Source organism: Actinomadura sp. 9N215, assembly GCF_044326345.1.
Lineage (GTDB): Bacteria > Actinomycetota > Actinomycetes > Streptosporangiales > Streptosporangiaceae > Spirillospora.
Window position 1 is genome coordinate 1 of sequence record NZ_JBIRBA010000013.1, and the last position, 22,462, is coordinate 22,462.

19 protein-coding genes are annotated in these 22,462 nt (G+C 74.6%); 12 read left to right on the plus strand and 7 right to left on the minus strand.

Features of this window, described 5'->3' with window-relative positions:
- The 8 genes from ACH34T_RS21855 to ACH34T_RS21890 form a co-directional block, all read left to right on the plus strand.
- Positions 1 to 509: alpha-glucosidase C-terminal domain-containing protein (locus tag ACH34T_RS21855; RefSeq protein ID WP_395994044.1), on the plus strand; the 509-nt coding region annotated here is incomplete at its 5' end.
- Positions 510 to 511: 2 nt separating this feature from the next.
- Complete coding sequence (locus ACH34T_RS21860; RefSeq protein ID WP_395994045.1) at positions 512 to 2,014, plus strand: aminoglycoside phosphotransferase; 1,503 nt, start codon at positions 512 to 514, stop codon at positions 2,012 to 2,014.
- A gap of 291 nt (positions 2,015 to 2,305) precedes the next feature.
- Positions 2,306 to 3,223, plus strand: coding sequence for an NlpC/P60 family protein (locus tag ACH34T_RS21865; protein WP_395994046.1), 918 nt, complete (start codon positions 2,306 to 2,308; stop codon positions 3,221 to 3,223).
- 213 nt (positions 3,224 to 3,436) lie between these two features.
- Complete coding sequence (locus ACH34T_RS21870) at positions 3,437 to 4,360, plus strand: metal ABC transporter solute-binding protein, Zn/Mn family (RefSeq protein ID WP_395994047.1); 924 nt, start codon at positions 3,437 to 3,439, stop codon at positions 4,358 to 4,360.
- Positions 4,357 to 4,995 carry a metal ABC transporter ATP-binding protein gene (locus tag ACH34T_RS21875; protein WP_395994048.1) on the plus strand — a complete coding sequence of 213 codons (639 nt, stop codon included), beginning with the start codon at positions 4,357 to 4,359 and terminating at the stop codon, positions 4,993 to 4,995. The genes ACH34T_RS21870 and ACH34T_RS21875 overlap by 4 nt, the downstream gene beginning before the upstream one ends.
- Positions 4,992 to 5,873 (plus strand): metal ABC transporter permease, encoded by an 882-nt coding sequence (locus ACH34T_RS21880; RefSeq protein WP_395994049.1) that lies wholly within the window; start codon positions 4,992 to 4,994, stop codon positions 5,871 to 5,873. Before ACH34T_RS21875 ends, ACH34T_RS21880 begins: the two co-directional genes overlap by 4 nt.
- Before the next feature lie 183 nt (positions 5,874 to 6,056).
- The gene (locus ACH34T_RS21885) at positions 6,057 to 7,121 is read left to right on the plus strand and encodes a rod shape-determining protein (RefSeq protein ID WP_395994050.1); all 1,065 of its coding nucleotides are present in this window, start codon (positions 6,057 to 6,059) and stop codon (positions 7,119 to 7,121) included.
- Positions 7,122 to 7,146: 25 nt separating this feature from the next.
- On the plus strand, positions 7,147 to 8,106 hold the full coding sequence (locus tag ACH34T_RS21890) for an MBL fold metallo-hydrolase (RefSeq protein ID WP_395994051.1): 960 nt from the start codon (positions 7,147 to 7,149) through the stop codon (positions 8,104 to 8,106).
- Positions 8,107 to 8,138: 32 nt separating this feature from the next.
- Here ACH34T_RS21890 and ACH34T_RS21895 read toward each other — a convergent pair whose 3' ends face one another.
- From ACH34T_RS21895 to ACH34T_RS21910, 4 genes are read right to left on the minus strand one after another with little or no spacing between them, the layout of a single operon-like run.
- Positions 8,139 to 10,124, minus strand: coding sequence for a hypothetical protein (locus ACH34T_RS21895; RefSeq protein WP_395994052.1), 1,986 nt, complete (start codon positions 10,122 to 10,124; stop codon positions 8,139 to 8,141).
- Positions 10,121 to 11,299 (minus strand): VWA domain-containing protein, encoded by a 1,179-nt coding sequence (locus ACH34T_RS21900; protein WP_395994053.1) that lies wholly within the window; start codon positions 11,297 to 11,299, stop codon positions 10,121 to 10,123. The genes ACH34T_RS21895 and ACH34T_RS21900 overlap by 4 nt, the downstream gene beginning before the upstream one ends.
- Positions 11,296 to 13,617 carry a DUF5682 family protein gene (locus ACH34T_RS21905; RefSeq protein WP_395994054.1) on the minus strand — a complete coding sequence of 774 codons (2,322 nt, stop codon included), beginning with the start codon at positions 13,615 to 13,617 and terminating at the stop codon, positions 11,296 to 11,298. The genes ACH34T_RS21900 and ACH34T_RS21905 overlap by 4 nt, the downstream gene beginning before the upstream one ends.
- On the minus strand, positions 13,617 to 14,711 hold the full coding sequence (locus ACH34T_RS21910) for an AAA family ATPase (RefSeq protein ID WP_395994055.1): 1,095 nt from the start codon (positions 14,709 to 14,711) through the stop codon (positions 13,617 to 13,619). Before ACH34T_RS21910 ends, ACH34T_RS21905 begins: the two co-directional genes overlap by 1 nt.
- A gap of 147 nt (positions 14,712 to 14,858) precedes the next feature.
- On the opposite strand from ACH34T_RS21910, the gene ACH34T_RS21915 reads away from it, so the two are divergent.
- On the plus strand, positions 14,859 to 16,115 hold the full coding sequence (locus ACH34T_RS21915; protein ID WP_395994056.1) for a hypothetical protein: 1,257 nt from the start codon (positions 14,859 to 14,861) through the stop codon (positions 16,113 to 16,115).
- 18 nt (positions 16,116 to 16,133) lie between these two features.
- On the opposite strand, the gene ACH34T_RS21920 is transcribed toward ACH34T_RS21915, so the two are convergent.
- Together ACH34T_RS21920 and ACH34T_RS21925 are read right to left on the minus strand one after the other, a co-directional pair.
- Positions 16,134 to 17,519 (minus strand): FAD-dependent oxidoreductase, encoded by a 1,386-nt coding sequence (locus ACH34T_RS21920; protein ID WP_395994057.1) that lies wholly within the window; start codon positions 17,517 to 17,519, stop codon positions 16,134 to 16,136.
- Between the two features lie 12 nt (positions 17,520 to 17,531).
- On the minus strand, positions 17,532 to 18,629 hold the full coding sequence (locus tag ACH34T_RS21925; RefSeq protein WP_395994058.1) for an amidohydrolase family protein: 1,098 nt from the start codon (positions 18,627 to 18,629) through the stop codon (positions 17,532 to 17,534).
- 105 nt (positions 18,630 to 18,734) lie between these two features.
- On the opposite strand from ACH34T_RS21925, the gene ACH34T_RS21930 reads away from it, so the two are divergent.
- Positions 18,735 to 20,165, plus strand: a complete 1,431-nt coding sequence (locus tag ACH34T_RS21930; RefSeq protein WP_395994059.1) for a glutamine synthetase — start codon at positions 18,735 to 18,737, stop codon at positions 20,163 to 20,165.
- On the opposite strand, the gene ACH34T_RS21935 is transcribed toward ACH34T_RS21930, so the two are convergent.
- Positions 20,162 to 20,371, minus strand: a complete 210-nt coding sequence (locus tag ACH34T_RS21935) for a hypothetical protein (RefSeq protein WP_395994060.1) — start codon at positions 20,369 to 20,371, stop codon at positions 20,162 to 20,164. The two genes, ACH34T_RS21930 and ACH34T_RS21935, sit on opposite strands and share 4 nt — an antisense overlap.
- A gap of 72 nt (positions 20,372 to 20,443) precedes the next feature.
- Between ACH34T_RS21935 and ACH34T_RS21940 the strand changes: the two genes are divergently transcribed.
- Together ACH34T_RS21940 and ACH34T_RS21945 are read left to right on the plus strand one after the other, a co-directional pair.
- On the plus strand, positions 20,444 to 20,977 hold the full coding sequence (locus ACH34T_RS21940; RefSeq protein ID WP_395994061.1) for a CGNR zinc finger domain-containing protein: 534 nt from the start codon (positions 20,444 to 20,446) through the stop codon (positions 20,975 to 20,977).
- A gap of 116 nt (positions 20,978 to 21,093) precedes the next feature.
- Positions 21,094 to 22,446, plus strand: a complete 1,353-nt coding sequence (locus ACH34T_RS21945; RefSeq protein ID WP_395994062.1) for an aromatic acid exporter family protein — start codon at positions 21,094 to 21,096, stop codon at positions 22,444 to 22,446.
- Positions 22,447 to 22,462: the final 16 nt, after the last annotated feature.

The following is a 22,462-nucleotide window of genomic DNA, read 5'->3' on the forward strand; positions in this document are numbered from 1 at the left end:
CCCCCGACCGCAACGCCGGCTTCTCCGCCTGCGACCCCGCCCGCCTCTACCTCCCCGTCATCATGGACCCCATCTACGGCTACCAAGCCGTCAACGTCGAAGCCCAAACCAACAACCCCGGCTCCCTCCTCCACTGGACCCGCAAAATGATCGAAATCCGCCAACGCCACCCCGTCTTCGGCGTCGGCACCTACGTCGAACTCTCCGCCTCCAACCCCTCCGTCCTCGCCTTCACCCGCGAGATCACCGAGGACGAGAGCCCGTGGGGCGAGATGGACACGGTCCTGTGCATCAGCAACCTGTCGCGTTTCCCGCAGCCGGTCGAACTCGACCTGCGCCGTTTCGAGGGCTACTCCCCCGTCGAATGCATGGGCGGCGTCCAGTTCCCGGCCATCGGCGAACTCCCGTATCTGATGACGCTTCCCGGGCACGGTTTCTTCTGGTTCCAGCTGACCCCTCCGGACGACGGCGGCGCGGAATCAAATGCCCGCGCGGAAAGGGCCGTCTGACCGTGCTGCCACCCCATCCGTCCCTCACGCGGGCCATCGCGGAATGGCTGCCCGGGCAGCGGTGGTTCGGCGGCAAGGACGGGCCCGTCGACGACCTTTCCATCGGCACCGCCACCGAACTGCGCACCGGCGACCCCGCACTCCACCACCTCATCCTCGACGTCCACCAGAACGGCACCGTCGACCACTACCAGCTGCTCCTCGGCGTCCGCCGCCACCTGCCCGACCGGCTCAGGCACGCCGAGATCCGCGTGCCGACCGACGCCGCCCCGGACGAAACGGACGGGCCCGGCGGCCGGAAGGCGCGCCTGTACGACGCCGCCCACGACCCCGACCTGACCCGCACGCTGCTGGACGAGCTGGCCGCCGACGCGTCCGTCGGCCCGCTGCGGTTCCGGCACGCCGACGGCGCCCATATCCGGACGGACCTGACGAGCCTGCCCATCACCGCCGAGCAGAGCAACACGTCGCTGCTGTTCGGCGACGCCTACATCTGCAAGCTGTTCCGGCGGCTCAGCCACGGAGTCAACCTCGACCTGGAGGTCAACCTGGCGCTGACGCGGGGCGGGTGCGCGCGCGTCCCGGCCGTCCTCGGCTGGATCGAGCTGGACCCGGGACCCGCCCCCGGCGGGGAGACGGCCCTCCCCGGCGCGCCGGCCGACGCGCCGGCCGGTGAACCGGTCACGCTCGGCCTCCTCTCCGACTATCTGCACACCGGCGCGGACGGCTGGAGCCTCGCGATCGCGAGCGTCCGGGACTGGTTCGCGCACACCCCGCCGCCGCGCGACGCGGGCTGGGAGGGCGAGTGGGCGGAACTGGACGCGAGCGCCGCCGGCGGCGACTTCGCGGGCGAGGCGGAACGGCTCGGCGCGGCGACCGCGGAGGTGCACCGGGCGCTCGCCGACGCGTTCGGCGTGGCGGCGCTCCCCGCCGGCGAGGTGCGCGCGATGGCGGCGCGCATGAACGCCGAGCTGACCGCGACCTGCCGCGCCGTGCCAGAGCTGGCGCCGCACGCGAAGGCGCTCACCGCGGCGTTCCTCGACCTGGCCGCGCGGGCGGAGCCGCTGCCCGTCCAGCGGGTCCACGGCGACTACCACCTCGGCCAGGTCCTGCGCACCGAGAGCGGCTGGACGCTGCTGGACTTCGAGGGCGAGCCGGCGCGGACGCAGCACGAGCGGCGGGCGCTCGCGCATCCGCTGCGGGACGTCGCCGGGATGCTCCGCTCGTTCGAGTACGCGGCGCGGTTCCTCATCGCCAAGCCGGGGACGATGCCGCCCGAGCCCGGCGGCCGCCTGGAGACGCGGGCGCACGCGTGGGCGGCGCGGAACCGGGCCGCGTTCTGCCGGGGCTACGCGGCCGCGGGCGGCCCCGATCCGGCGGCGCATTCGGCGCTGATCCGCGCGTTCGAATTCGAGAAGGCCGTGTACGAGGTGCGGTACGAGGCGCGGAACCGTCCGGCCTGGCTGCCCGTACCGCTGAAATCGCTCGCCCATCTGACCGCCTGAGCAAAGACACCAAAGGCCGCCGCTAATTCCGAGTCATGATCATGCAAAATCGGCGCGCGCGCCAAAATCTCGAAGCGTTCGACGGGTACCCGAACTCTCGGCAGGGAGATCACCTGCCCCGGTGAGAAACCGGACGACGACCCCCGTACCGGGGGAACGGAGAGCACCCGAATGTCCACCGCACATCACGCGCACGGAAACGCGGCAGAAAACGCGGCCGGAAACGGCCCCAGGAAGGGAGCGGGCGTCGGCCATATCGGCCGCGCCCGGGCGGCCATCCGAAAACGGGGAATGCTCCGGGCGGCCGTCACCGTGACGACGACCGGGCTGGCGCTGGCGGTCCCGCTGGGGTCGCAGGCGCTGGCGGCGCTCAATCCCGCCGTGCTGAAGAGCCTGCACCTGGACTCCGCTACGCAGAAGAAGGTCCAGGCGTACGACAGGTACCGGACGCGCGAGGCGACGCAGCGCGAGCGGGCCGGGGAGGCGCTCGCGTTCGCCCGCAAGCAGCTCGGCAAGCCGTACCGGTGGGGCGCGGACGGGCCGAGCGGCTACGACTGCTCCGGCCTCGCGATGGCCGCATGGCGGAAGGCGGGCGTGAAGATTCCCCGCGTCACTTACTCCCAGTACCGGCACGTGAAGCGGAAGGTGAGGCTGGGCGACCTCAAGCCCGGGGACCTCATCTTCTTCCGCGGCCGCAGCCACGTCGGGATCTACGTCGGGGACGGCCGGTACCTGCACGCGCCGCATTCCGGGGCGAGGGTCAGGATCGACAAGCTCAGCGCGCGGCGGAAGAGACAGTTCGCGGGCGCGGTACGTCCTGGCGCTCCCGCCTACAAGGAGTGGTCGCCTTCGGTGAAGGAGCTCGTCGAGAAGATCGACCGGATGAGCGAGGAGAAGAGATCCGACCATAAACCGCCAGATAAGGAGCGGACCCCCCAAATTCCGCCACCTGCCGACACATTGCCCAGATCATCCGACAATCTCCCCGATCACTCCCCCGGCGACGATCCCGCCACGGCGGGCGATCTCGCGGACCGGCCTCCGGGCGGCGACGCACCGCCGGAAGAGACCAGGCCCGAACCGCGACCGAAGTACAAGGCGAAGCCCGCGCCGCGGAAGCCACGCCACGTCCGGCACCACTCGGAATCCTGGGAGAAGTACGCGGGCCCGCTCGACGAACTGACCGCGCCTGGCCACGTACCCCACTGACCACCGGCCCGCCGACCCGCTGAGCCGGCGCGCCGAGCGGCCGCCGAACGGCCGCTGACCAGCCGACTCCCGGTCACGGACAACAGCCACCGCCATGGACGTCGCGCCCATGGCGGTGGCGTACGCATGCCGTCGGCCCGACGATCCGCGCGGACATTTTGGACAGTCCATGCTACGTTGCAGTGAAAACCGTTTTCATTCTCGGGAGTCCTCATGTCCTGTGTTCTGCGCGCCCGGGTGCTCGGGACGGGCGCCGCGCTCGGTGCGGCGGCACTGCTGGCCGGCGGCTGCGGATCGTCGTCGTCGGACGCCACGGCGGCGCCGGACGGCGACGCCGTCTCCGTCGTGGCCTCCACCAACGTGTACGGCGACATCGCGCTGCGGATCGGCGGCGACAAGGTGAAGGTGACGTCGTTCATCAGCGATCCCGGGCAGGACCCGCACTCCTTCGAGGCGGGGACGCGCAACCGCCTCGCGCTCACCAAGGCCCGGGTGGTGATCGAGAACGGCGGCGGCTACGACGACTTCGTCGGCACGCTGCTGAAGGGCTCCGGGTCCAAGGCGGAGGTGCTGAACGCCGTCCGGATCTCGGGGAAGACCGCGCCCGCGGGCGAGGAGCTGAACGAGCACGTCTGGTACGACCTGCCGTCGGTCGGGCTCCTCGCCGACCGGCTCTCGACGGCGCTCGCCAAGGCCGACCCCGGCGACGCGTCGACGTTCACGGCGAACGCCGCCGCGTTCAAGGCCGAGCTGAAGACCCTGGAGGGGAAGCTCGCGAAGCTGAAGGCCGCGCACGCGGGGGACGGCGTCGCGATCACCGAGCCCGTGCCCGGCTACCTGCTGGCGGCCGCCGGGCTGGAGAACCGGACGCCCGAGGCCTTCAGCGAGGCGATCGAGGAGGGCGACGACGTGCCGCCCCGCGTCCTGCGGGACACGCTGGCGCTGATCACGGGGAAGAAGGTCGAGGCGCTGGTCTACAACGCGCAGACCAGCGGGCCGCAGACCGAGCAGCTCCAGAAGGCCGCCAAGAACGGTGGTGTGCCCGTCGTCCCCGTCACCGAGACCCTCCCGGCGGGCCAGCGGTACGTCTCGTGGATGGACGGCAACATCGCCGCCCTGGGGAAGGCGCTGTCGTGATCGCGCTCCGCGACGCCGTCCTGTCGTACGGGGAGCGCAGGCTGTGGCGGCTCGACCTCGACGTCGCGGCGGGCGAGTTCCTGGTGGTCGTCGGGCCGAACGGGTCGGGGAAGACCAGCCTGCTGAAGGTGCTGCTCGGGCTGCGCCGCCTGTCCGCCGGGACGGTCACCGTGAACGGGCGCGCCCCGCGACGGGGAAGCGACCTCGTCGGGTACGTCCCGCAGCACAGGACCGTCGTCCCGCACACGCCGCTGCGGGCCCGTGACCTGGTGCGGCTCGGGATCGACGGGCACCGCTGGGGGCTGCCGCTGCCGAATTCCGGGGCGCGCCGCCGCGTCGAGGCCGCGCTGCGGGACGTCGGCGCCGAGCGATTCGCGGACGTCCCCCTGGAACTGCTGTCGGGCGGGGAGCTGCAGCGGGTCCGGGTTGCGCAGGCGCTGGCGACCGACCCGCGCATCCTGCTCTGCGACGAGCCGCTGCTGTCCCTGGACGCCGAGCACCAGCGGATCGTCGCCGGGCTGGCCGACCGGCGGCGGCGCGACCACGGCACGACCGTCGTGTTCGTCACGCACGAGGTCGACCCCGTGCGGCCGCTGGCCGACCGGGTCCTGGACATGGGCGAGGCCGCCGCATGAACTGGCACGAGATCGTCAACTTCGAGGACTACGGGGCGCTGCTCGCGCTCGTCCAGAACTCGATCATCGCGGGGGCGGTGCTGGGGCTGGTCGGCGGGCTCGCCGGGACGTTCGTCGTCATGCGCGACCTCGCGTTCGCCGTGCACGGCATCAGCGAGCTGTCGTTCGCGGGCGCGGCGGCGGCGCTGCTGCTCGGCACGGGCGTCGCGGGCGGCTCGATCGCCGGGGCGCTGGTCGCGGCCGCGCTGATCGGGGTGCTCGGCTCGCGGGCGCGGGACCGCGGGTCGGTCATCGGCGTGCTGATGCCGTTCGGGCTCGGGCTCGGCGTGCTGTTCCTGTCCCTGTACGAGGGGCGGGCCGCCAACAAGTTCGGGCTCCTCACCGGGCAGATCGTCGCGATCGACACGCCGAAGCTGTCGTGGCTGCTGGCGACGTCGGCGGTGGTGCTGGTGTGCCTCGCGATCATGTGGCGTCCGCTGGCGTTCGCGAGCCTCGACCCGGAGGTGGCGGCGGCGCGGGGCGTGCCGGTGCGGGCGCTGTCGCCGGTCTTCATGCTGGTGCTCGCCCTCGCGGTGGCCGTGTCGATCCAGATCGTGGGGGCGCTGCTGGTGCTGGCGCTGATCTGCACCCCGGCCGCGGCGGCGGTGCGGGTCAGCGCGTCGCCGGTCCTGGTGCCGCTGCTCAGCGCGGTGCTCGCGACGGTGTCGGTGGTCGGCGGGATCCTGCTGTCGGTCGGGTCCAGCATCCCGGTCAGCCCGTACGTCACGACGATCTCGTTCGTCCTGTACGGGGTGTGCCGGGCGGCGGGCGCGCTCCGGACGCGGCGCGGCTGGACGGCCAGGCGCGCCGCCCTGCGGCTCGACACCGTCCCCACATGATCTCTTGGTGCCCGCCCGGCACTCGCGGCCGGGCGGGCGCCGCGCGCCGGACGACGTTCCGGACATGCCGGACGCGTGTTCGCCATGACCTTGCGATTCGCTTACCTGGCTATGGGCATCGTCACCAGACGTGAGGGCATCATCAGGGCTCTTGCGACTTTCGGGGCGATTGGGAGGGACGCGATGTGGGACTTCGCGGGCCGGGACACCGCTATCGACCTGGGCAGCGCCACCGTGCGCATGCACGTCCGAGACCGCGGCGTCGTCTGCCGGGAGCCGTCGCTGCTCGCCCGCTGCAGACGCACCGGACGCATCCTCGCGCTCGGCCGGCCGGCCCGGGACATGGCAGGACGCAACCCCGACGTGACCCTCGTCCGGCCGATCCGGGACGGCGCGCCGACCGAGACCGACGAGGCCGAGTACCTGATGCGGCATCTCGTCCGCAAGCACCACCGGCGCCACTACACGGCGCGCCCGCGGCTGGTCGTGACGGTGCCGAGCGGGCTGAGCTCCGTCCACTTCCGGGCGCTGCAGTTCTCCGCGTACCAGGCGGGCGCACGGCGCCTCACGCTGGTGCCGACGCCGATCGCCGCCGCCATCGGCATGGGCCTGACGTCGTCGGCGCGGCGGGACGTCGCGGTCGTCGCCGACATCGGCGCGGACCTCACCGACGTCGGCGTGATCGCGTTCGGCGGGCTCGTCACGTCCCACACCGCGCACGTCGGCGGGTCGGCGCTGGACCGCGCGATCGTGGCGCTGGTCCGGCGCGAGCAGAACGTGGCGCTGTCGGTGTCGGCGGCGGAGGCCGCGAAGCTGGAGGTCGGGGCGGTGCCGCCGCTCGGGCGGCGGCCGGTGCGGCAGACCGTGGTGCACGGGCGCGACATCGCGACGGGGATGCCGCGCGAGGTCGTCCTCACGACCGTGGACGTCGGCCGGGCGATCGCCGGGCCCGTCGGCGAGATCGTCGAGGCGATCGGCGCCGGGCTCGCGGGCTGCTCCCCCGAGATCTCCGGCGACCTGCTGAGCGTCGGCGTCACCCTCACCGGCGGGTCCGCCCGGCTGCCGGGTCTTGAGCGGCTGATCCGCGACAGGACGGGCCTCGCCGCGCGGATCGGGGACGACACCGGCGACGCGGCCGTGCTCGGCGCCGGGGAGGTGCTGCGCTCGGCGCACTCGCACGAGCCGTCCGCCAGGGAGAGCTCGCCCCGCCCGCACCTCGTGACGACCGTGCCCGAGTTCGAGCACTGATCCCCGGGGCTAGACTCCGGTGCTCATGAGCGACGCACCGTCCTCCAGCCCCCACCCACCGCAGCGCGAGGGTCTCGGAAGCCCGCAGTTGCACGAGGTCTCGGACGGGGTGTTCGCCTACGTCCAGCCCGACGGCACCTGGTGGATCAACAACACCGGCTTCCTCGTCGGGTCCCGCGGCGTGACCAGCGTGGACACCTGCTCGACCGAGCGCAGGACGCGCGCCTACCTGGAGTCGATCCGGTCGGTGACGGACCGTCCCGTCCGGACGCTGGTCAACACCCACCACCACGGCGACCACACGTTCGGCAACTACCTGTTCTCCGGCGCGACCGTCGTCGGGCACGAGGAGACGCGGGCGGGCGCGCTCGCGTGGGGCAAGCCGTTCGACGAGCCTTTCTGGACGAAGGTCGACTGGGGCGACGTCGAGCTCGAACCGCCGTTCCTCACCTACACCGAAGGCGTGACCCTGTGGGTGGACGACCTGCGATGCGAGGTCAGGCACGTCGGCACGGCGGCGCACACCACCAACGACTCGATCGTGTGGATCCCGGACCGGCGGGTCCTGTTCTGCGGCGACCTGCTGTTCAACGGCGGCACCCCGTTCCTGATGCAGGGGTCGGTGTCCGGCGCGATCAAGGTGCTGGAGGAGGTGATCGCGCCGCTGGACGCGGACGTGATCGTCCCCGGGCACGGCCCGGTCGCGGGGCCCGAGCTGATCGACCGCGTCGTCGCGTACGCGCGGTTCGTGCAGACGACGGCCAAGGCGGGGAAGGCGGCCGGGCTGGCGCCGCTGGAGGCCGCGCGGGAGGCCGACCTCGGCCCGTTCGCGGAGCTGACGGACGCCGAACGGCTCGTCGGCAACCTGCACCGCGCCTACGCCGAGCTGGACGGCCTCGAACCCGGCGGGCCGATCGACCTGGCCACCGCCCTCAACGACATGATCGCGTTCAACGGCGGCCGCGCGCTGACCTGCCGCGCCTGACCGCTCTCAGCTGGCCCGCCGCTCCTGACCTCTCAGCGGAGTTCGGCGGTCGTGACGAGGCGGATGCAGGCGGCGGCCCAGGCCCGCGTGGTGCGGTGCGGGTCGTCGCCGGTGAGGGCTTCGGTGAGCGCGTTGAGGGTACCGGCGGCGGTGCTGAGGCCGGTGTGTTCGAGGTCCTTGGCCGCGCGGGCGAGCCGTTCGCGCAGGGCGGGCGTGACGTGCAGGATGCCGCGATGCGCGATGTCGGCGCAGGCGGCGAGCGCCTCGTCCAGGACGTGCCCGAGGGGGTCCGGGGCGGTCGGGGACGGTCCGTCCAGGGCGGTGGTGCCGTCGCCGGGGGCCAGGTCGGGGACGACGACGCCGTCCGGGGTCAGGACGGCGAACGGGTCGACGACCAGGCCGCCGCGGTCCCGGCGGACGGCGCCGCCGACGAGCCGCGGCCGGCCGGCGAGCGCCACGGCGAGCGCGTCGAGCGCGGCGGGACGGTGCGGGCTGTAGGCGGCGGAGACGACGGCCGCCGTGCCCGCCGCGTCCGCGACCACGGCGTCGAGGCGCTGCGCGCCCGGGTGGTAGCCGATGTCGCGGACCTCGGCGATCTCGACGACGTGGACGAGTTCCGCCTCGACGCGGGGCCTGATCAGGCGGGGCGGGAGGGCGTCCAGGGCGCGTCCCGCCGCCTCGAAGTCGCGGACGAGGAGCCCGGCGGGCAGTCCGTACCAGGCGTCGCCGAGCGGCGTGACCGTCGTCTTGGCGATCCGTCCCGCGGCGACGCGCACGACGCGTCCGGCGCTCCGGGTCGCGTTCTCGGACACGACGTTGCCGGTGGCGAGCGACCGGAGCGACGCGCCGATGATGCGGCGTCCGGCGAGGTCGGCGCCGGTCGGCCGCTCCCCGTCCGGGACGCTCCAGCGGCGTTTCAGGACGAGCACGATCCCGGTGCCGGTGTGCGCGAGGAAGACGTCGGCGGTGCGGGACTCGGGGGTGCCCGCGACCCGGCAGCCGACGGCGGCGAGGCGGACGCGGCGCAGCGGCGTCTCCACCGCCTCGTCCGTCCCGAGGACCTGTGAGCGCTGCCCGCCCGACCCGGCCGCCCTGTGCCGGGCGTGGAGCTCGGCGATCAGTTCGGCGACGCGTCCGGGGTCGTGGTCGGCGCGGCGCTCGTGGTGGGCGGTGAGCTGCCCGGACAGGTCGTCCAGCGCGGCGGCGGGCCAGTGCATGCCGCGCGCCGACAGGTCGGCGGAGGCGCGTCCCAGCGCGGCGGCCAGGACGGGACCGGCGTGCATCGCGCCTTCGAGGAGGACCTGGCCCGCGAGGTCCATCGCCGCGTCGAGCCCGTCGCCGCCCGCCGCCCGCCCGGGTTCGCCGCCCACGTCGAGACGGATCTCGCCGCCGGTCAGGCCGCGCTCGTCGGCGGCCCGGAACGCCCACACGGCCAGGACCGTGACCTCGCCGCGGAGCACCGTGACGGCGTCGGTGTGGACGTAGCCGAGCTCGCCCGGCACGAGGAACCGGACGACGCACGTCTGCAACTCCACCTGCGCCACCGGATCGTCGCCGGCCGGACGGCGGATCCTGGCGGAGTAGCCGGTGCGGAACGTGCGGCGCGCGGCGGTGAGGGCGCGCTGCCCGAGGACGCGGGCGAGCGCGTCGTCGTCGAACGCCCCCGGCGACCAGGCCACCTCGGGCTCCGTCCGCTCAGGCTGTTCCTGTTCCTGCTGTTCCGGCTCGGCGGCGGTGTGGCGCTGGTAGGCGAGGATGAGGCAGATCTGGTGGCGGCACGTCCCGGTCGCGGCGCAGGAGCAGGTCGCGGCGTCCAGTCCGCCGCCCGCCGGGAGGGACGTCGTCGTGCCGTCCGGGTACGTCCCGCCGACGGCGCCGTCCGCCGCGACGGTGATCTCGGGACCGCCGCCCGCGTCCAGATCCTTGGCGGCGCGCTTGACCAGGCCACGGTTGGCGAGCGCCGCCAGTGCCTCCGGCGTGAGGGCGACCAGGTCGGCGCGCGCCGGCGGGCTCGTCATCGGCCGATCTTCTCCGCGACGAACCCCGCGAGCTCCCCGGGCGTCATCGCGCCGACGTGCGCGCCGGCGTCGGCGAGGCGGCGCGCCATGTCCCGGTCGTAGTCGGGGTTGGCGTCCTCGCCGAGCGCGGCCAGGCCCAGCACGTGCGTCCCCTGCTCGGCGAGCCGCTTCACCTGCCGGACGAGCAGGTGGGCGTCGCCGCCCTCGTAGAAGTCGGTGATGAGCGCGACGATGGCCCGCCGCGGGTTCTCCACCAGGCCCGCCGCGTACCCGACGGCGCGCGCGATGTCGGTGCCGCCGCCGAGCTGCACCTTCATCAGCAGCTCGGCGGGGTCGGTGACGTCGGACGTCAGGTCGACCACGGACGTGTCGAACGCGACGAGGTGCGTCTTCAGGCCGGGCAGCCCCCACAGGCACGCGGCGGTGACGGCGGAGTGGATCACCGACGCGGCCATGGAACCGGACTGGTCCACGAGCAGGATCAGCTGCCACCGCTCGACGTGCCGCCGCGTCCGCGCGACGAACCGGGGGCTCTCGATGTAGAGGCGGCGCTCGTCCGGACGGTAGTGGGCGAGGTTCGCGCGGATCGTCCGGTGGAAGTCGAAGTTGCGGGAGTTCTTCAGCCGGGTGGGCCGCCGCGACCGGGTGCCGTGGAACGCCTGCCGGACCTCGGTGGCGAGCCGTTCCATCAGCTGCCGGACGACGGTCTCGACGATCCGCCGGGCGAGGGCGAGGACCTCCGGGTCCATCAGGTGCTTGGTGCGCAGCACGGCGCGCAGCAGGGTCTCGTCGGGCTCGATCCGTTCCAGGACGTTGGGGTCGGTGACGACCTCGTGGATCTCGTAGCGTTCGACGGCGTCGCGTTCGAGCCGCTCGATCGTCTCCTTCGGGAAGAGGCGGTGGACGGCGTCGAGCCAGTCGACGGTGGTGAGCTGCGACGGCCCGTCGCCGCCCGTCCGGTCGCGGTCGGCGGGATCGCACTCGCCGCCGGAGCCTGACCCCGCGCCCGAGCCTGGGCCGCGCCGGACGCCGCGTTCGCCCAGGTCGGGGTCGCGGCCGTAGAGCCAGTCGAGCGCGGCGTCCTGTTCGGCGGCCGCGCCGCCGAGCGCGCCGGTGCAGGCCTCCGCGGGCGCGCCGAGCACGAGCCGCCACCGTTCCAGATCAGGCGGGATCACGACTCTCCTTCCGCGGCCTCCATGGCCTCCGGGGCGAGGCCCGCGGCCGCGAGGGCCCGGTCGACGCGCGCCTCCCGGGCGCGCGCCTCTGCGATCCGCAGCGGCGGGGCCTGCGTGCGCAGCAGCGCCCGGGGCGAGCCGCGCAGGCCCCGGCGCTCCAGCAGCCCCCGCGCGATCGTCTCGCGCTCGCGGGGCGGGAAGAACCCGAACGCCTGCCGCAGCGCGGGCAGCGCGACGAGGAAGTCCTGCTCGCCCATCCCGCCGATCAGCTCGTCGAGGACGCCGAGGACGGACGCGTCCGGGTCGAGCACCTCCTGCCGGGCGAGCGCGAACAGCCCGGCGAGCCAGTCGCCGAACGTCCTCGGCCCGGCCGCGCCGCGCACCGCCCGCGCCGCGTCGGACGTGTCGCCGAGCGCCCGGCCGAGCCCGAACGCCGCGCCCCGCAGGTCGGGCGGCGCGTCGGTCCTGGCGGCGACGCGCCGCGCGACGCCGAGCGCCGCGGCCGTGTCGAGCCGCAGCGGGCCGGCGGCGTGCAGCAGCGCGTCCCGGGTGGCGGCGACGGCGCGCAGCCGGCCGAGGTCGGCGGGCCGGGGCCCGCCGCGGATGCCCTCGACCAGCCACAGGACGCGGGCCGCGCACTCGGCGACGACCGTCCCGAACAGGGGGCTGGCGGCGGTGCCGAGGACGCGATCGTGCCGCCACAGCCCGAGGACGACGTCCAGCGCCGCGCCGAGCCCCGCGAGATCGGACGCGCCCGCGATACCGGCGGCGATCGACTCGGCGATCCGCCCGGACTGGGCGGCGCAGCCGCAGAGCGCCGCGTCGAACAGCACGTCCGCGAGCTCCCCCATGCCGGTCCCCGCGGCCGTCATGCGCTCGTCCAGGACGGCGGCCGCCGCGTCGCCGAGCGTCGGCCCGTACGCGCCCGCCTCGATGAGCGCGGACGTCCGGCGGCCCCCGTCATCGGTGACGTCCAGGACCCAGCGTTCGTCCAGCACCGGGTCGGCGCCCGTCGCGGGCCCGGACGTGCGCTCGACGCCGGGGATCCGCAGGACGCGCAGGCGGTGCAGGGCGCGGCTGCGTTCCAGCCCGCGCGGCGCCGTCAGCTTGAGCGCGACCGGCCCGCCGCGGTCGAGGCCGAGCCGTTCCAGCTCGGCGGCGGCGTGGTGGACCAGCGGCGGGGCCGGGGTGTCGCGGTGCAGGCGCCCGACCCGCCGCCCGCTCAGCGCGGCCACCATCTCCGCCACCGCCGGATGCGCGCCCGTCCCCCCGCGCGGGGACGACCCTCCGGCGGCCGGGCCGCGGGACGTCCATGGGAGCCGCTCGTCCAGGTCGTCGTTCACCAGGGCGGAGACCAGGCCGTCCAGGAGGTCGGTGCGCGCGGGCGCGCGGTGCCCGCGCAGGCGCGTCAGCCCGTCGGTGAGGGTGCGGGCGGCGATCAGGTCGGCGGTCGACACGGCCTGCCCGCGCTCCCGCAGCCGCGCCACGACCGTCTCGGTCAGCGCGGCCGCGGCCGAGTCCGGGCCGCCCTCCCAGAGCCGCTGGTAGTACTCGGGGGACGGCATGCCCGACTGGTATCCGGTGAACGCGTCGAGCCGCTGGAACGAGTACGGGACGAGGAAGCTCCCGCCGGTCGCGCCCGCGTTCGGCTCGGGCACGTCCGGCCACTCAGCGTCCTCACCCGACTCGGCGAGGGCTTCGAGCGCGGGCTTGTGGAAGCCGCCGGTCACCACGACGACCGGACGGTCCCCCGCGTCCGCCGCGGCGGCCCGGACCCACTGCGCCATGTACGCCTCGCGCGCCGCGTCGTCCGGCCCCGCCTCGGCCTCGCCGCGCAACAGGGCGAAGTACGCGTCGAGCCGCGCCGCCACGTCCTCGGTGTCGATCTCGAAGAGGTGGTCCCAGAGGATGTCGGTGTTGTCCACGGCGAACTCGCGGCACAGCCGCTCGGTCACCTCGGCGTACCGGCGCTCCGCGTCGGCGTACCGGTTGCTGCGGGCGGCGAACGCCGGATGCCACGCGGGCAGGTCGATGAACCTGAGCTCCGCTCCCGCCGCCCGCCCCTCGTCGAGCGCGACCCACTCCGGCGAGTAGGCGCAGAACGGCGTCCAGCAGGAGTGGACGCGCTCCGCGTCCCGGTGGTAGCCGAAGATCGCGATGGGCGGTTCGTGGCCGAGGAGCAGCTCGCCGATCCGGCCGCCGAAGTCGGCGGGGCCCTCGACCAGCACGTACGCAGGGCGCAGCCGCCGGACCACGTCCCGGACGAGCCGCGCGCACGCCGGGCTGTGGTGCCGGACGCCGACGAACGTGACGGCCATCAGCCGGGCAGCAGATGCCGGGCGGCGTGCAGGGCCCGCCACTGCTCGCCGTCGCGGCGCGGCGCCTGCTGCTCCAGGTAGCGCCGCAGGCGGGCGAGGTCGTCGGGGCTGTCCTTCGCGGCCGTCCCGGCGAGGCACTCGACGATGTCGGCCGCGCCGCCCGCCTCCCCGCGCAGGAACCAGCCGCGGACGCCGACCTGGTGGGCGACCGACACCGCCTCCGCCGTGCTCATCACGGCCGACAGCCGGTCCATGGACCGGCCGTCCTCGGTCGTGGCGTTCCGCAGCTCCCGGAACGTCGTGACGAGCACTTCGAGGACGTCGCGGCGCGGCGCCACCTGGACGCCGCTGCGCTCCAGCAGCCGCGCCGCCTCCCGCTCGACGAGGTCCAGCTCGGTCGCGAAGTCGCCGATCGGGAACACGGTCTCGAAGTTGAACCGCCGCTTGAGCGCCGCGCTCATCTCGTTGACGCCCCGGTCGCGGGTGTTCGCGGTCGCGATGACGTTGAACCCGTCCCGCGCGAACACCATCGCCTCGTCGCCCGACAGCTCGGGGACGGCGAGGACGCGGTCGGACAGCGGCGACAGCAGCGAGTCCTGCACCTCCAGCGGGCAGCGGGTGATCTCCTCGAACCGGACGACCTTCCCCTCCGCCATCCCGGTCAGCAGCGGCGCCGGGACCAGCGACCGCGTCGACGGCCCCTCCGACACCAGCAGCGCGTAGTTCCACGAGTACTTGATCTGGTCCTCGGTGGTCGCGGCGCCGCCCTGGATCGTCAGCGTGGACGTACCGCTCACCGCCGCCGCGATCAGCTCCGACAGCAGCGACTTGGCCGTCCCCGGCTCCCCGACGAGCATCAGCCCGCGGCTGGTCGCCAGCGTGACGAGGGCCCGGTCGATGAGCGCGGTGTCGCCGACGAACTTGCGCCGCACGCCGAGCGCGTCGTCCCCGACGATGAACCGCCGCGCCGCGGTCAGGCCGAGCGCCCAGCCGGGCGGGCGCGGGCCCGCGTCGTCGTCCCGCAGCCGCTCCAGCTCGTCGGCGAACCGGACCTCGGCGGGCGGACGCTGGTGATCGGCGGTGTCGGCGCTCATCCCTCTCCCGGGTCGGCGGGTTCGGTCACGTCGGGGAGGTCTTCCATGGCGCCCAACCGTAGAGGAGGACACCGACATATCGGGATGCCCACCCGCACCGGAAAATGTCGTGAAACCCGCCGGTCACCGGTTGTAGCGTGGCCGCCCATGAGTGAAGCGCGGGCACTTCTGGACAGCGGGGACATCCCCGGACTCATCCGCCATCTGCGTTTCCACGCGGACGGCATGGACCTCGCCGAGGTGGCCGGGCTCATGGAGGGCGCGGCGGCCCGGTCCGGGTTCGACGACATGCGGGAGGCGGCCGCCGCGATGGTCCGCGCGCGCGGCCCGCAGGAGCTCTACGACTTCGGGTACGCGTGTATCGAGCGCGGCGTGCCGTTCCTCGCGATCCCGGCGCTGCGGCGCGCGGTCGACCTGATGCCCGACGAGCCGGTGCTGCTGATGGAGCTGGTCTCCGCGCTGGAGCGGGAGACCCGGCACGCCGAGGCCGTCGGCGCCCTGGAACCGCGCGTGGCGTCGCTGGACCCGTGGCCCGCCCGGTACCTCCTCGCCTTCAACGCGCTGCTGGCCGGGGACGCCGACCGCGCCGAGCGGGAGGCGGCGGCCCTGCCCGCGCCGGACAACGCCGACTGGGAACCCGCCCACAACCGGCTGGCGCGGATGCTCGGCAGGGCGCGGACGGCACGCACCGTCAGCCCGCTGGACGCCCAGGACCTGCGGGGCTGGCATTTCACGATCGGCGGCGGACTCCTCGCCACGATCTCCCCGCACGGGTTCGACCAGGGCATGACGGGACGGTACGCGTACACGTCCGACGGGGTCACGACGTGCCGGCGGGTCCTCGACCGGCTGCGGGTGATCCTGGCCGCGGCGGGCCGGCGGCCCACGTCCGTCGGCCTGCTCCCGGACCGGTCGAGCCAGATCCTGGGCCTGGCCGCGGCGCGGCTGTTCGAGCTCCCGGCGGAGGCGTTCGTCCCCGGGCGGCCCGGCGTGCTGGTGGTCGCGTACGACCTGAACGAGACCGAGACCGACGGGCTGTGGGAGCGCGCCGAGGGGCAGGTGCTGTTCGAGCGCGCCACCTGCTGGACCGACCCCCCGGCCGTCAGCGCCGACGTCAGCGGGCTGCTCCACCAGGTCATGGTCGCCCCGTGGGGCGAGCGGCTCCGGATGGCGCCCGGCGGCGAGGCCGAGACCGTCCCGCCGGACGGGCGACCGGCGGAGGAGCTGGCCGCCGAGATCGTCCAGGCCGTCCCGGAGGCGGACGAGGACTCCGCCGACGGCGCGCCGCCCGACCCCGACGAGACCCTCGCCGCGTTCGCGCGCGCGGTCGCCGGGCAGTGGCTCAGCGGCCCACGCGACGCGGTCCACTCCCCCGGCCCGGTACCGAGCAGCCGCTTCGCCTAGCGGCGCCGCGGCAGACGCCTACGAGCGGGACATGTCGCGCTCCACGGCCTCGGCGGCCTTGCGGGCGGCGATCAGCACCGGGTCCCAGACGGGCGCGAACGGCGGCGCGTAGCCGAGGTCGAGGCCCGTCATCTCCTCGACGGTCATGCCGTTCCACAGCGCGATGGCGAGGCCGTCCACGCGTTTGGCGGCGTTCTCCTCGCCGACGATCTGCGCGCCGAGCAGCCGTCCCGAGCGGCGCTCGGCGACCAGCTTGGTCTTCATCAGGGTGGCGCCCGGGTGGTAGCCGGCGCGGGTCGTGGACTCGACGACCACGCTCAGCGCGTCGAACCCGGCGGCGGCCGCCTCGCGCTCGTTCAGCCCGGTCCGCGCGACCTCGATCCGGCAGATCTTGGACACGGCGGTGCCGACGACGCCGGGGAACGTCGCGTAGCCGCCGCCGAGGTTGATCCCGGCGACGCGGCCCTGCTTGTTCGCGTGCGTGCCGAGCGCGATCGCGACGGGGCCGCCGGAGACGAGGTGGCGGGTCTCGACGCAGTCGCCCGCGGCCCAGACCCGCTCGGTGCGGGTGCGCATCCGCCGGTCGGTGACGATGCCGCCGGTCGGGCCGGTCTCGATCCCGGCGGCGCGGGCCAGCTCGGCGCCCGGCTTCACGCCGAGCCCGAGGACGACGAGGTCGGCGGGCAGGGTGCGGCCCGCGGTGCGGACGGCGGTGACGTGCCCGTCCGGGGACGTGTCGAAGCCCTCGACCGGCTCCCCCAGGTGCAGGTCGACGCCGATGCCGCGGATCGCGTCGGCGATGATCGCGCCCATGTCGGGGTCGAGGGTCCGCATGGGCTGGTCGGCGGCGTCCACGATGGACACCGCAAGGCCCCGCGTCACCATCGCCTCGGCCATCTCCAGGCCGATGTAGCCGCCGCCCACGACCACCGCGCGCTGCGGTTTCCGCTCTTCGAGGACGCGGCGGATGCCGATCCCGTCGTCGAGGATCTGCACGCCGTGGACGCCCTCCGCGTCCGCCCCGGGCAGGCGCGGCCGCAGCGGGACGGCGCCCGTCGCGACCATCAGCTGGTCGTAGGGCTCCCAGCGCTCGCCGCCGCCCTCGTGGTCGCGGACCCGCACCCGGCCGCCCGCCGTGTCGATCTCGACGGCCTCGGTCCGCAGCCGCAGGTCGATGTCGCGGTCGCGGAACTCGGCGGGCGTGCGGGCGATGAGCTTGTCGAGCTCCTCGACCACGCCGCCCACGTAGTACGGGATGCCGCACGCCGAATAGGACGCGTGATGCCCGCGTTCGACGACGAGGACCTCCAGGTCGTCCGGGCCGCGCCGCCTGCGGGCCTGGGACGCGGCGCTCATCCCCGCCGCGTCGCCCCCGATGACGAGCAGCCGTTCCCGTGCGGCCATGGCACATCCCCCTCAGATTCGGTAAACGCGGCGGGCGTTGCCGGACGCGATCAGCCCGGCGACGCGTTCGGCGTCCGCGGCCGTCCAGGCGCCGTCGTCCACGCCCCCGGCGAGAAATCCCGCGAGGCCGCGCCGGAACAGCAGCGCGCCCAGGTGGAACAGCTCCGCCAGCCCGAACGCGTCCGACGAGTAAAGCACCTTCCCGAACGGCGCCAGCTCCAGCAGCTCGGCGATCAGCGCGGGTGCGCGGTGCCCGAGGTTGTGGGTCGCGAGGCCCGCGTCGACGTACACGTTCGGGAGCACCTGGGCGAGGTAGCCCGCGTGCCGGTGGAACGGGTAGTTGTGCAGCAGCATCGCGGGGACGGGGTCCATGGCGCGCAGCAGGTCGATGAGCAGCAGCGGGTCGCCGCGGCGGAGGTCGGCGTCCACGTCGCCGTACCCGACGTGGAACTGGACGGGGAGCCCGGCGTCGACCGCGCACCAGACGAGGAACCGGTGCAGGACCTCGTCGCCGACGCGCGGAGCGCCCGTTCGCATGAGCCGACCGGCCGCGGCCGTGACCTCCGCGGCGGACGGACGTTCGCCCGACAGCTCCAGCCCCGCCCGATACGCGGCGATCGACTTCGCCCCCACCGCGCCGTGGCCCTCGATGCGGGAGCGGACCTCGTCCGCGAAGCGCGCGGCGTCGGCGCCGTCCCTCGCGACCTGCTCCGCGACGGTCTCCAGCCGGACGATCTCGTGCGCGGCCGCGCCCGCGAGGCGGCCGAGCTCGGGCGGGGCCAGGATCGACTGCGGCGTGTATCCGGTGTCGACGCACAGGGCGTCCAGGGCGGCGGCGTCCAGGAAGCGGCGGTTCACCTCGGCCGCGCCCAGCTCGGCGCGGCGGGCCAGGTAGGCGTCCGGCTCCGCGTGCGCGTCGAGGCCGAGGACGGGCGGGCACCAGCGCCGCAGCGCGAACCCGACCTGGGTGTCGAACATGGTGACGCCCGGCGGTCCTGGATGGTCCGCTTCGGTGAGGAGTTCCTCGAACTCCGCGCGGTCCAGGTCCCGGTCGAGGACGCCGTGGCAGTGGTGGTCGACCAGCCGCAGCGACTCCAGGTGCTCCAGCACGGGCCCGTCTCCTCCCTGAAAGCGGGTGATCTCTCTACGATGCCTGTGCGGGACGTCACACGTCGCCCCGTCACGCCGACGCCACTCCGATCGGGAGCCAGCACCGTGGAACAGATCCCTGAGACCGTCCCCGCCGGGCACAGCCTCGACGGGCACGCCCGTGCTCGGCTCGGCACCCGCGCCGCCGAGACCGCGCGGCGGCTGGCCGGGCAGGACATCGTGGCCGTCGCGCTCACCTGGGTGGACGTCAGCGGGATCACCCGGACGAAGACCGTCCCGGTGCAGCGGCTTGAGCACGCGGCGACCTGGGGCGTCGGGATGTCCCCGGTGTTCGACGTGTTCCTGCTGGACGACTCGATCACGTCCGGGAAGCACATCGGCGGCCCGGCGGGGGACCTTCGGCTCCACCCCGACCTGGACCGTCTCCGCATCTTGGCGGCGCTGCCGGGCTGGGCGCACGCGCCCGCGCTCCGGTACGCGCAGGACGGCTCCGTCCATCCGCTGGACACGCGGGCGCTGCTGCGGCGCGAGACGGAGCGGCTCGCGGAGGGCGGATGGTCGGTGAAGGCCGCCTTCGAGATCGAGTGGGCCGTGTCGAAGGGCGACGGCGACGCCTTCACGGCCGCGTGCCGCGGGCCCGCGTACGGGATGACGCGGGTCACCGAGCTGGCCGGATACCTGCGGGACGTCCTGTCGGCGCTGAAGGCGACCGGCGTGACCGTCGTCCAGTTGCACCCCGAGTACGCGGCCGGGCAGTACGAGGTGTCGGTCGCGGCCGAGGACCCGGTCGGCGCGGCGGACACCGCCGTCCTGGTGCGGGAGACGGTCCGGGCGGTGTCGATGGAGCACGGCCTGGCCGCGTCGTTCTCCCCGAAGGTCGAGGCGGACTCGGTCGGCAACGGCGCGCACGCCCACCTCAGCCTGTGGCGCCAGGAGGCCGCAACCGGGACGGAGAACGCGATGGCGGGCGGCGACGGGCCGTACGGGATGACGGCCGCCGGGGAGGCGTTCGCCGCCGGGATCCTGCGCCGGCTCCCGGCGCTGCTGGCGGTCGGGGCGCCGTCGGTGGCCAGCTACCTGCGGCTCGTCCCGTCACACTGGGCGGGCGCGTTCGCCTGCTGGGGGCTGGAGAACCGGGAGGCGGCGCTGCGGTTCGTCACCGGCGCGGAGGGCGAGCGGTCCCGCGCGGCGAACCTGGAGGTCAAGTGCCTGGACGGCGCCGCCAACCCGTACCTGGCGCTGGCGGCCCTGCTCGCCGCCGGACGGGACGGACTCGGCGCCGACCTCCGGCTCCCGGAGCCGGTCGGCGTCGACCCGGCGGCGCTGTCGGCGGCGGAGCGCGCCGCCCGCGGCATCGAGGCGCTGCCGGCGTCGCTGGCGGAGTCGGTCGCGGCGTTCGAGGGCGACGCCGTCCTGCGGGAGGCGCTCGGCGAGGCCGTCACCGACACCGTGTCGGCCGTCCGGCGCGGCGAGATCGCGCTGCTGGACGGCGCGTCCCCGCAGGAGATCGCCGCCGCCACCCGCTGGCGCCACTAGGAGGTGTCCGATGGGGAGACGCCGCCGTCGCCGGGTCCGCCGGTCACCACCGTCCCGGGCTCGAACCGCTGCACGCGGACCTGGACCTCGCCGCACGCGCAGCGGGTGTAGGTCACCACGCCCTCCGACGTCAGATGGCGCGAGAGCACCTCGTAGACCTGGGACTCGGGCCAGCCACAGCGTGGGCATTCCGCCACCGTGCTCATCCCCGTGGAAGTGGGTAAGGGTTGTAACTAGAATGTCATTTACAGCATGGCATGCCACCGGAGGCGACGGCAATGCGGATCACTGGATACAAGAGCCACGGGGTGGCCGCCTCGGCGGCGCTGGTCAACGCCGTCACCAGCACCGGCGGTGACGACTCCGCGGACGCGCTGCGCCGCATCCTGCGCGAGAACGAGTTCTTCTGGCAGCAGTTCCGGGACGAGGACGCCGCCGACTTCCGCACCTGGGGCCGGACCCTGCGCCCGTTCTTCGAGGCCGCCCGCCTGGAGGACGCGATGGCCCTGCTGAACGGCCTCATGCTGCAGGTCCCGATGCACCCGCACCTCGCCGACCACGAGCCGCACGGCCTGCACATGCACTACGCGCCGCCGTCGTCCCGGCTCCCGGACCGGTTCCGCGCGACGACGCTGATGAACCTCGCCGAGCTGATCGTCGAGCACGGCCTCGGCCGGACGGGCGTCTGCGCGGCGGACGGCTGCGACCGCGTGTACGCCGACACCTCCCGGGCGGGACGGCGCCGCTTCTGCTCCGAGTCCTGCGCCAACCGGACGAACGTCGCCGCCTTCCGCGCCCGCCGCCGTACCTGATCCCCGCCTCGCCGATCCCCACCCGGCCAGCCCGGCCAGCCCGTCCGACCCGGGTGACCTGCCTCGCTTTCAGCGGCTTTACCGCAAGATTGCCGACTTGCGGGAAGGAACCCGGCATGTCGTTCGCGTTCCTCCGCCGCCGATCCGGCCGCGGATCCGGCCGGGATCGGCGCGCGGGGCGCTCGCCGCGGCGGGCGGCCGGTCCGATCGCCCGCCGGGAGTTCCGCTCGGACGTGTACCGCATCGCCCGGCTGACGATCACCGCCGTGGCGGCGTACGTGCTGGCGCTGGCGGTGCTGCCGCCCGGCGGGCCGAATCCGCTGCTGTCGCCGCTGACCGCGCTGCTCGTCGTCCAGTTCTCCGTGTACCAGACGATCAGGGCGGGCGTCCTGCGGGTCGCGGCCGTCACCTCGGGGGTGCTGGTCGCGGTGCTGGCCGCGAGCACCATCGGGTTCTCCTGGTGGACGCTCGGCCTGACGATCCTCGCCGCGCTCGTCATCGGGCACGTGCTGCGGCTCCGCGAGCACGTCCTGGAGGCGCCGATCTCCGCGATGCTGATCTTCGCGCTGGGCGCGGCGAGCGAGAGCGGCGCCGCCGAACGGGTCCTGGAGACGCTGATCGGCGCCGCCACCGGGCTGGCCGCGACGCTGCTCGCGCCGACGGTGCGGGTCCGTCCGGCGGAGGAGGCCGTGCAGGACATCGCCGAGAAGCTGCGCGGGCTGGTCGGGGAGATCGCCGACGGGCTGCGCGGCGAGCGGACGGCGGACGAGGCCGCCCGCTGGCAGGACGACGCCGAGCGGCTGGCCCGCGAGATCGGCCGCACCGACCAGGAGCTCGGCGCGGCGGAGGAGAGCGTCCGGCTCAACCCGCGCACCCGGGCGCGGCGGCTCATCGACGCCGGCGTCGCGCTGCGCAACGCCATGGAGACGATGGAGCACTTCACGCTGTCGCTGCGCGGCCTGACCCGGTCGCTGGCCGACGACGAGCGGCTCGGGGACCGGGGCCGGATGCTGACCGACCCGACGCTGCGCCGTGAGCTCGGCGACGCCCTCGCCGGGATCGCCGCGAGCGTCGCCGCCTACGGCCGGCTCGCCCGCGCCGACCTGGCCCGCGACGCGCGGCCGTTCCTCGCCGAGCACGACCTCGAAGTGCGCGTGGACGTCGCCCGCGAGCGCCGCGCCCGGCTCGCCCGCCGGCTGCACGAGCGGGCCGTGGCCGGGGACCCGTGGCCGCTGTACGGCGAGGTGTCCATGGACATCGACCGGCTCATCGAGAACCTGCGCGTCGAGCACCGGGCCCGCGCCCGCGAGCACTGGCGGCGGCACCGTGGCGCGTCCAGGCACCTGCCGGCGCGTCCCGTCCGGGCCGTCCAGCGGGCGGGGCACCAGCTCCGCCGGGCCGCCGGGTCCGCGGCGGACGCGGCCGAGCGGAGCGCCCGCGAGTCCGGCGAGCCGTACCACCGGCCGTGACCGGACATGGCCGGAC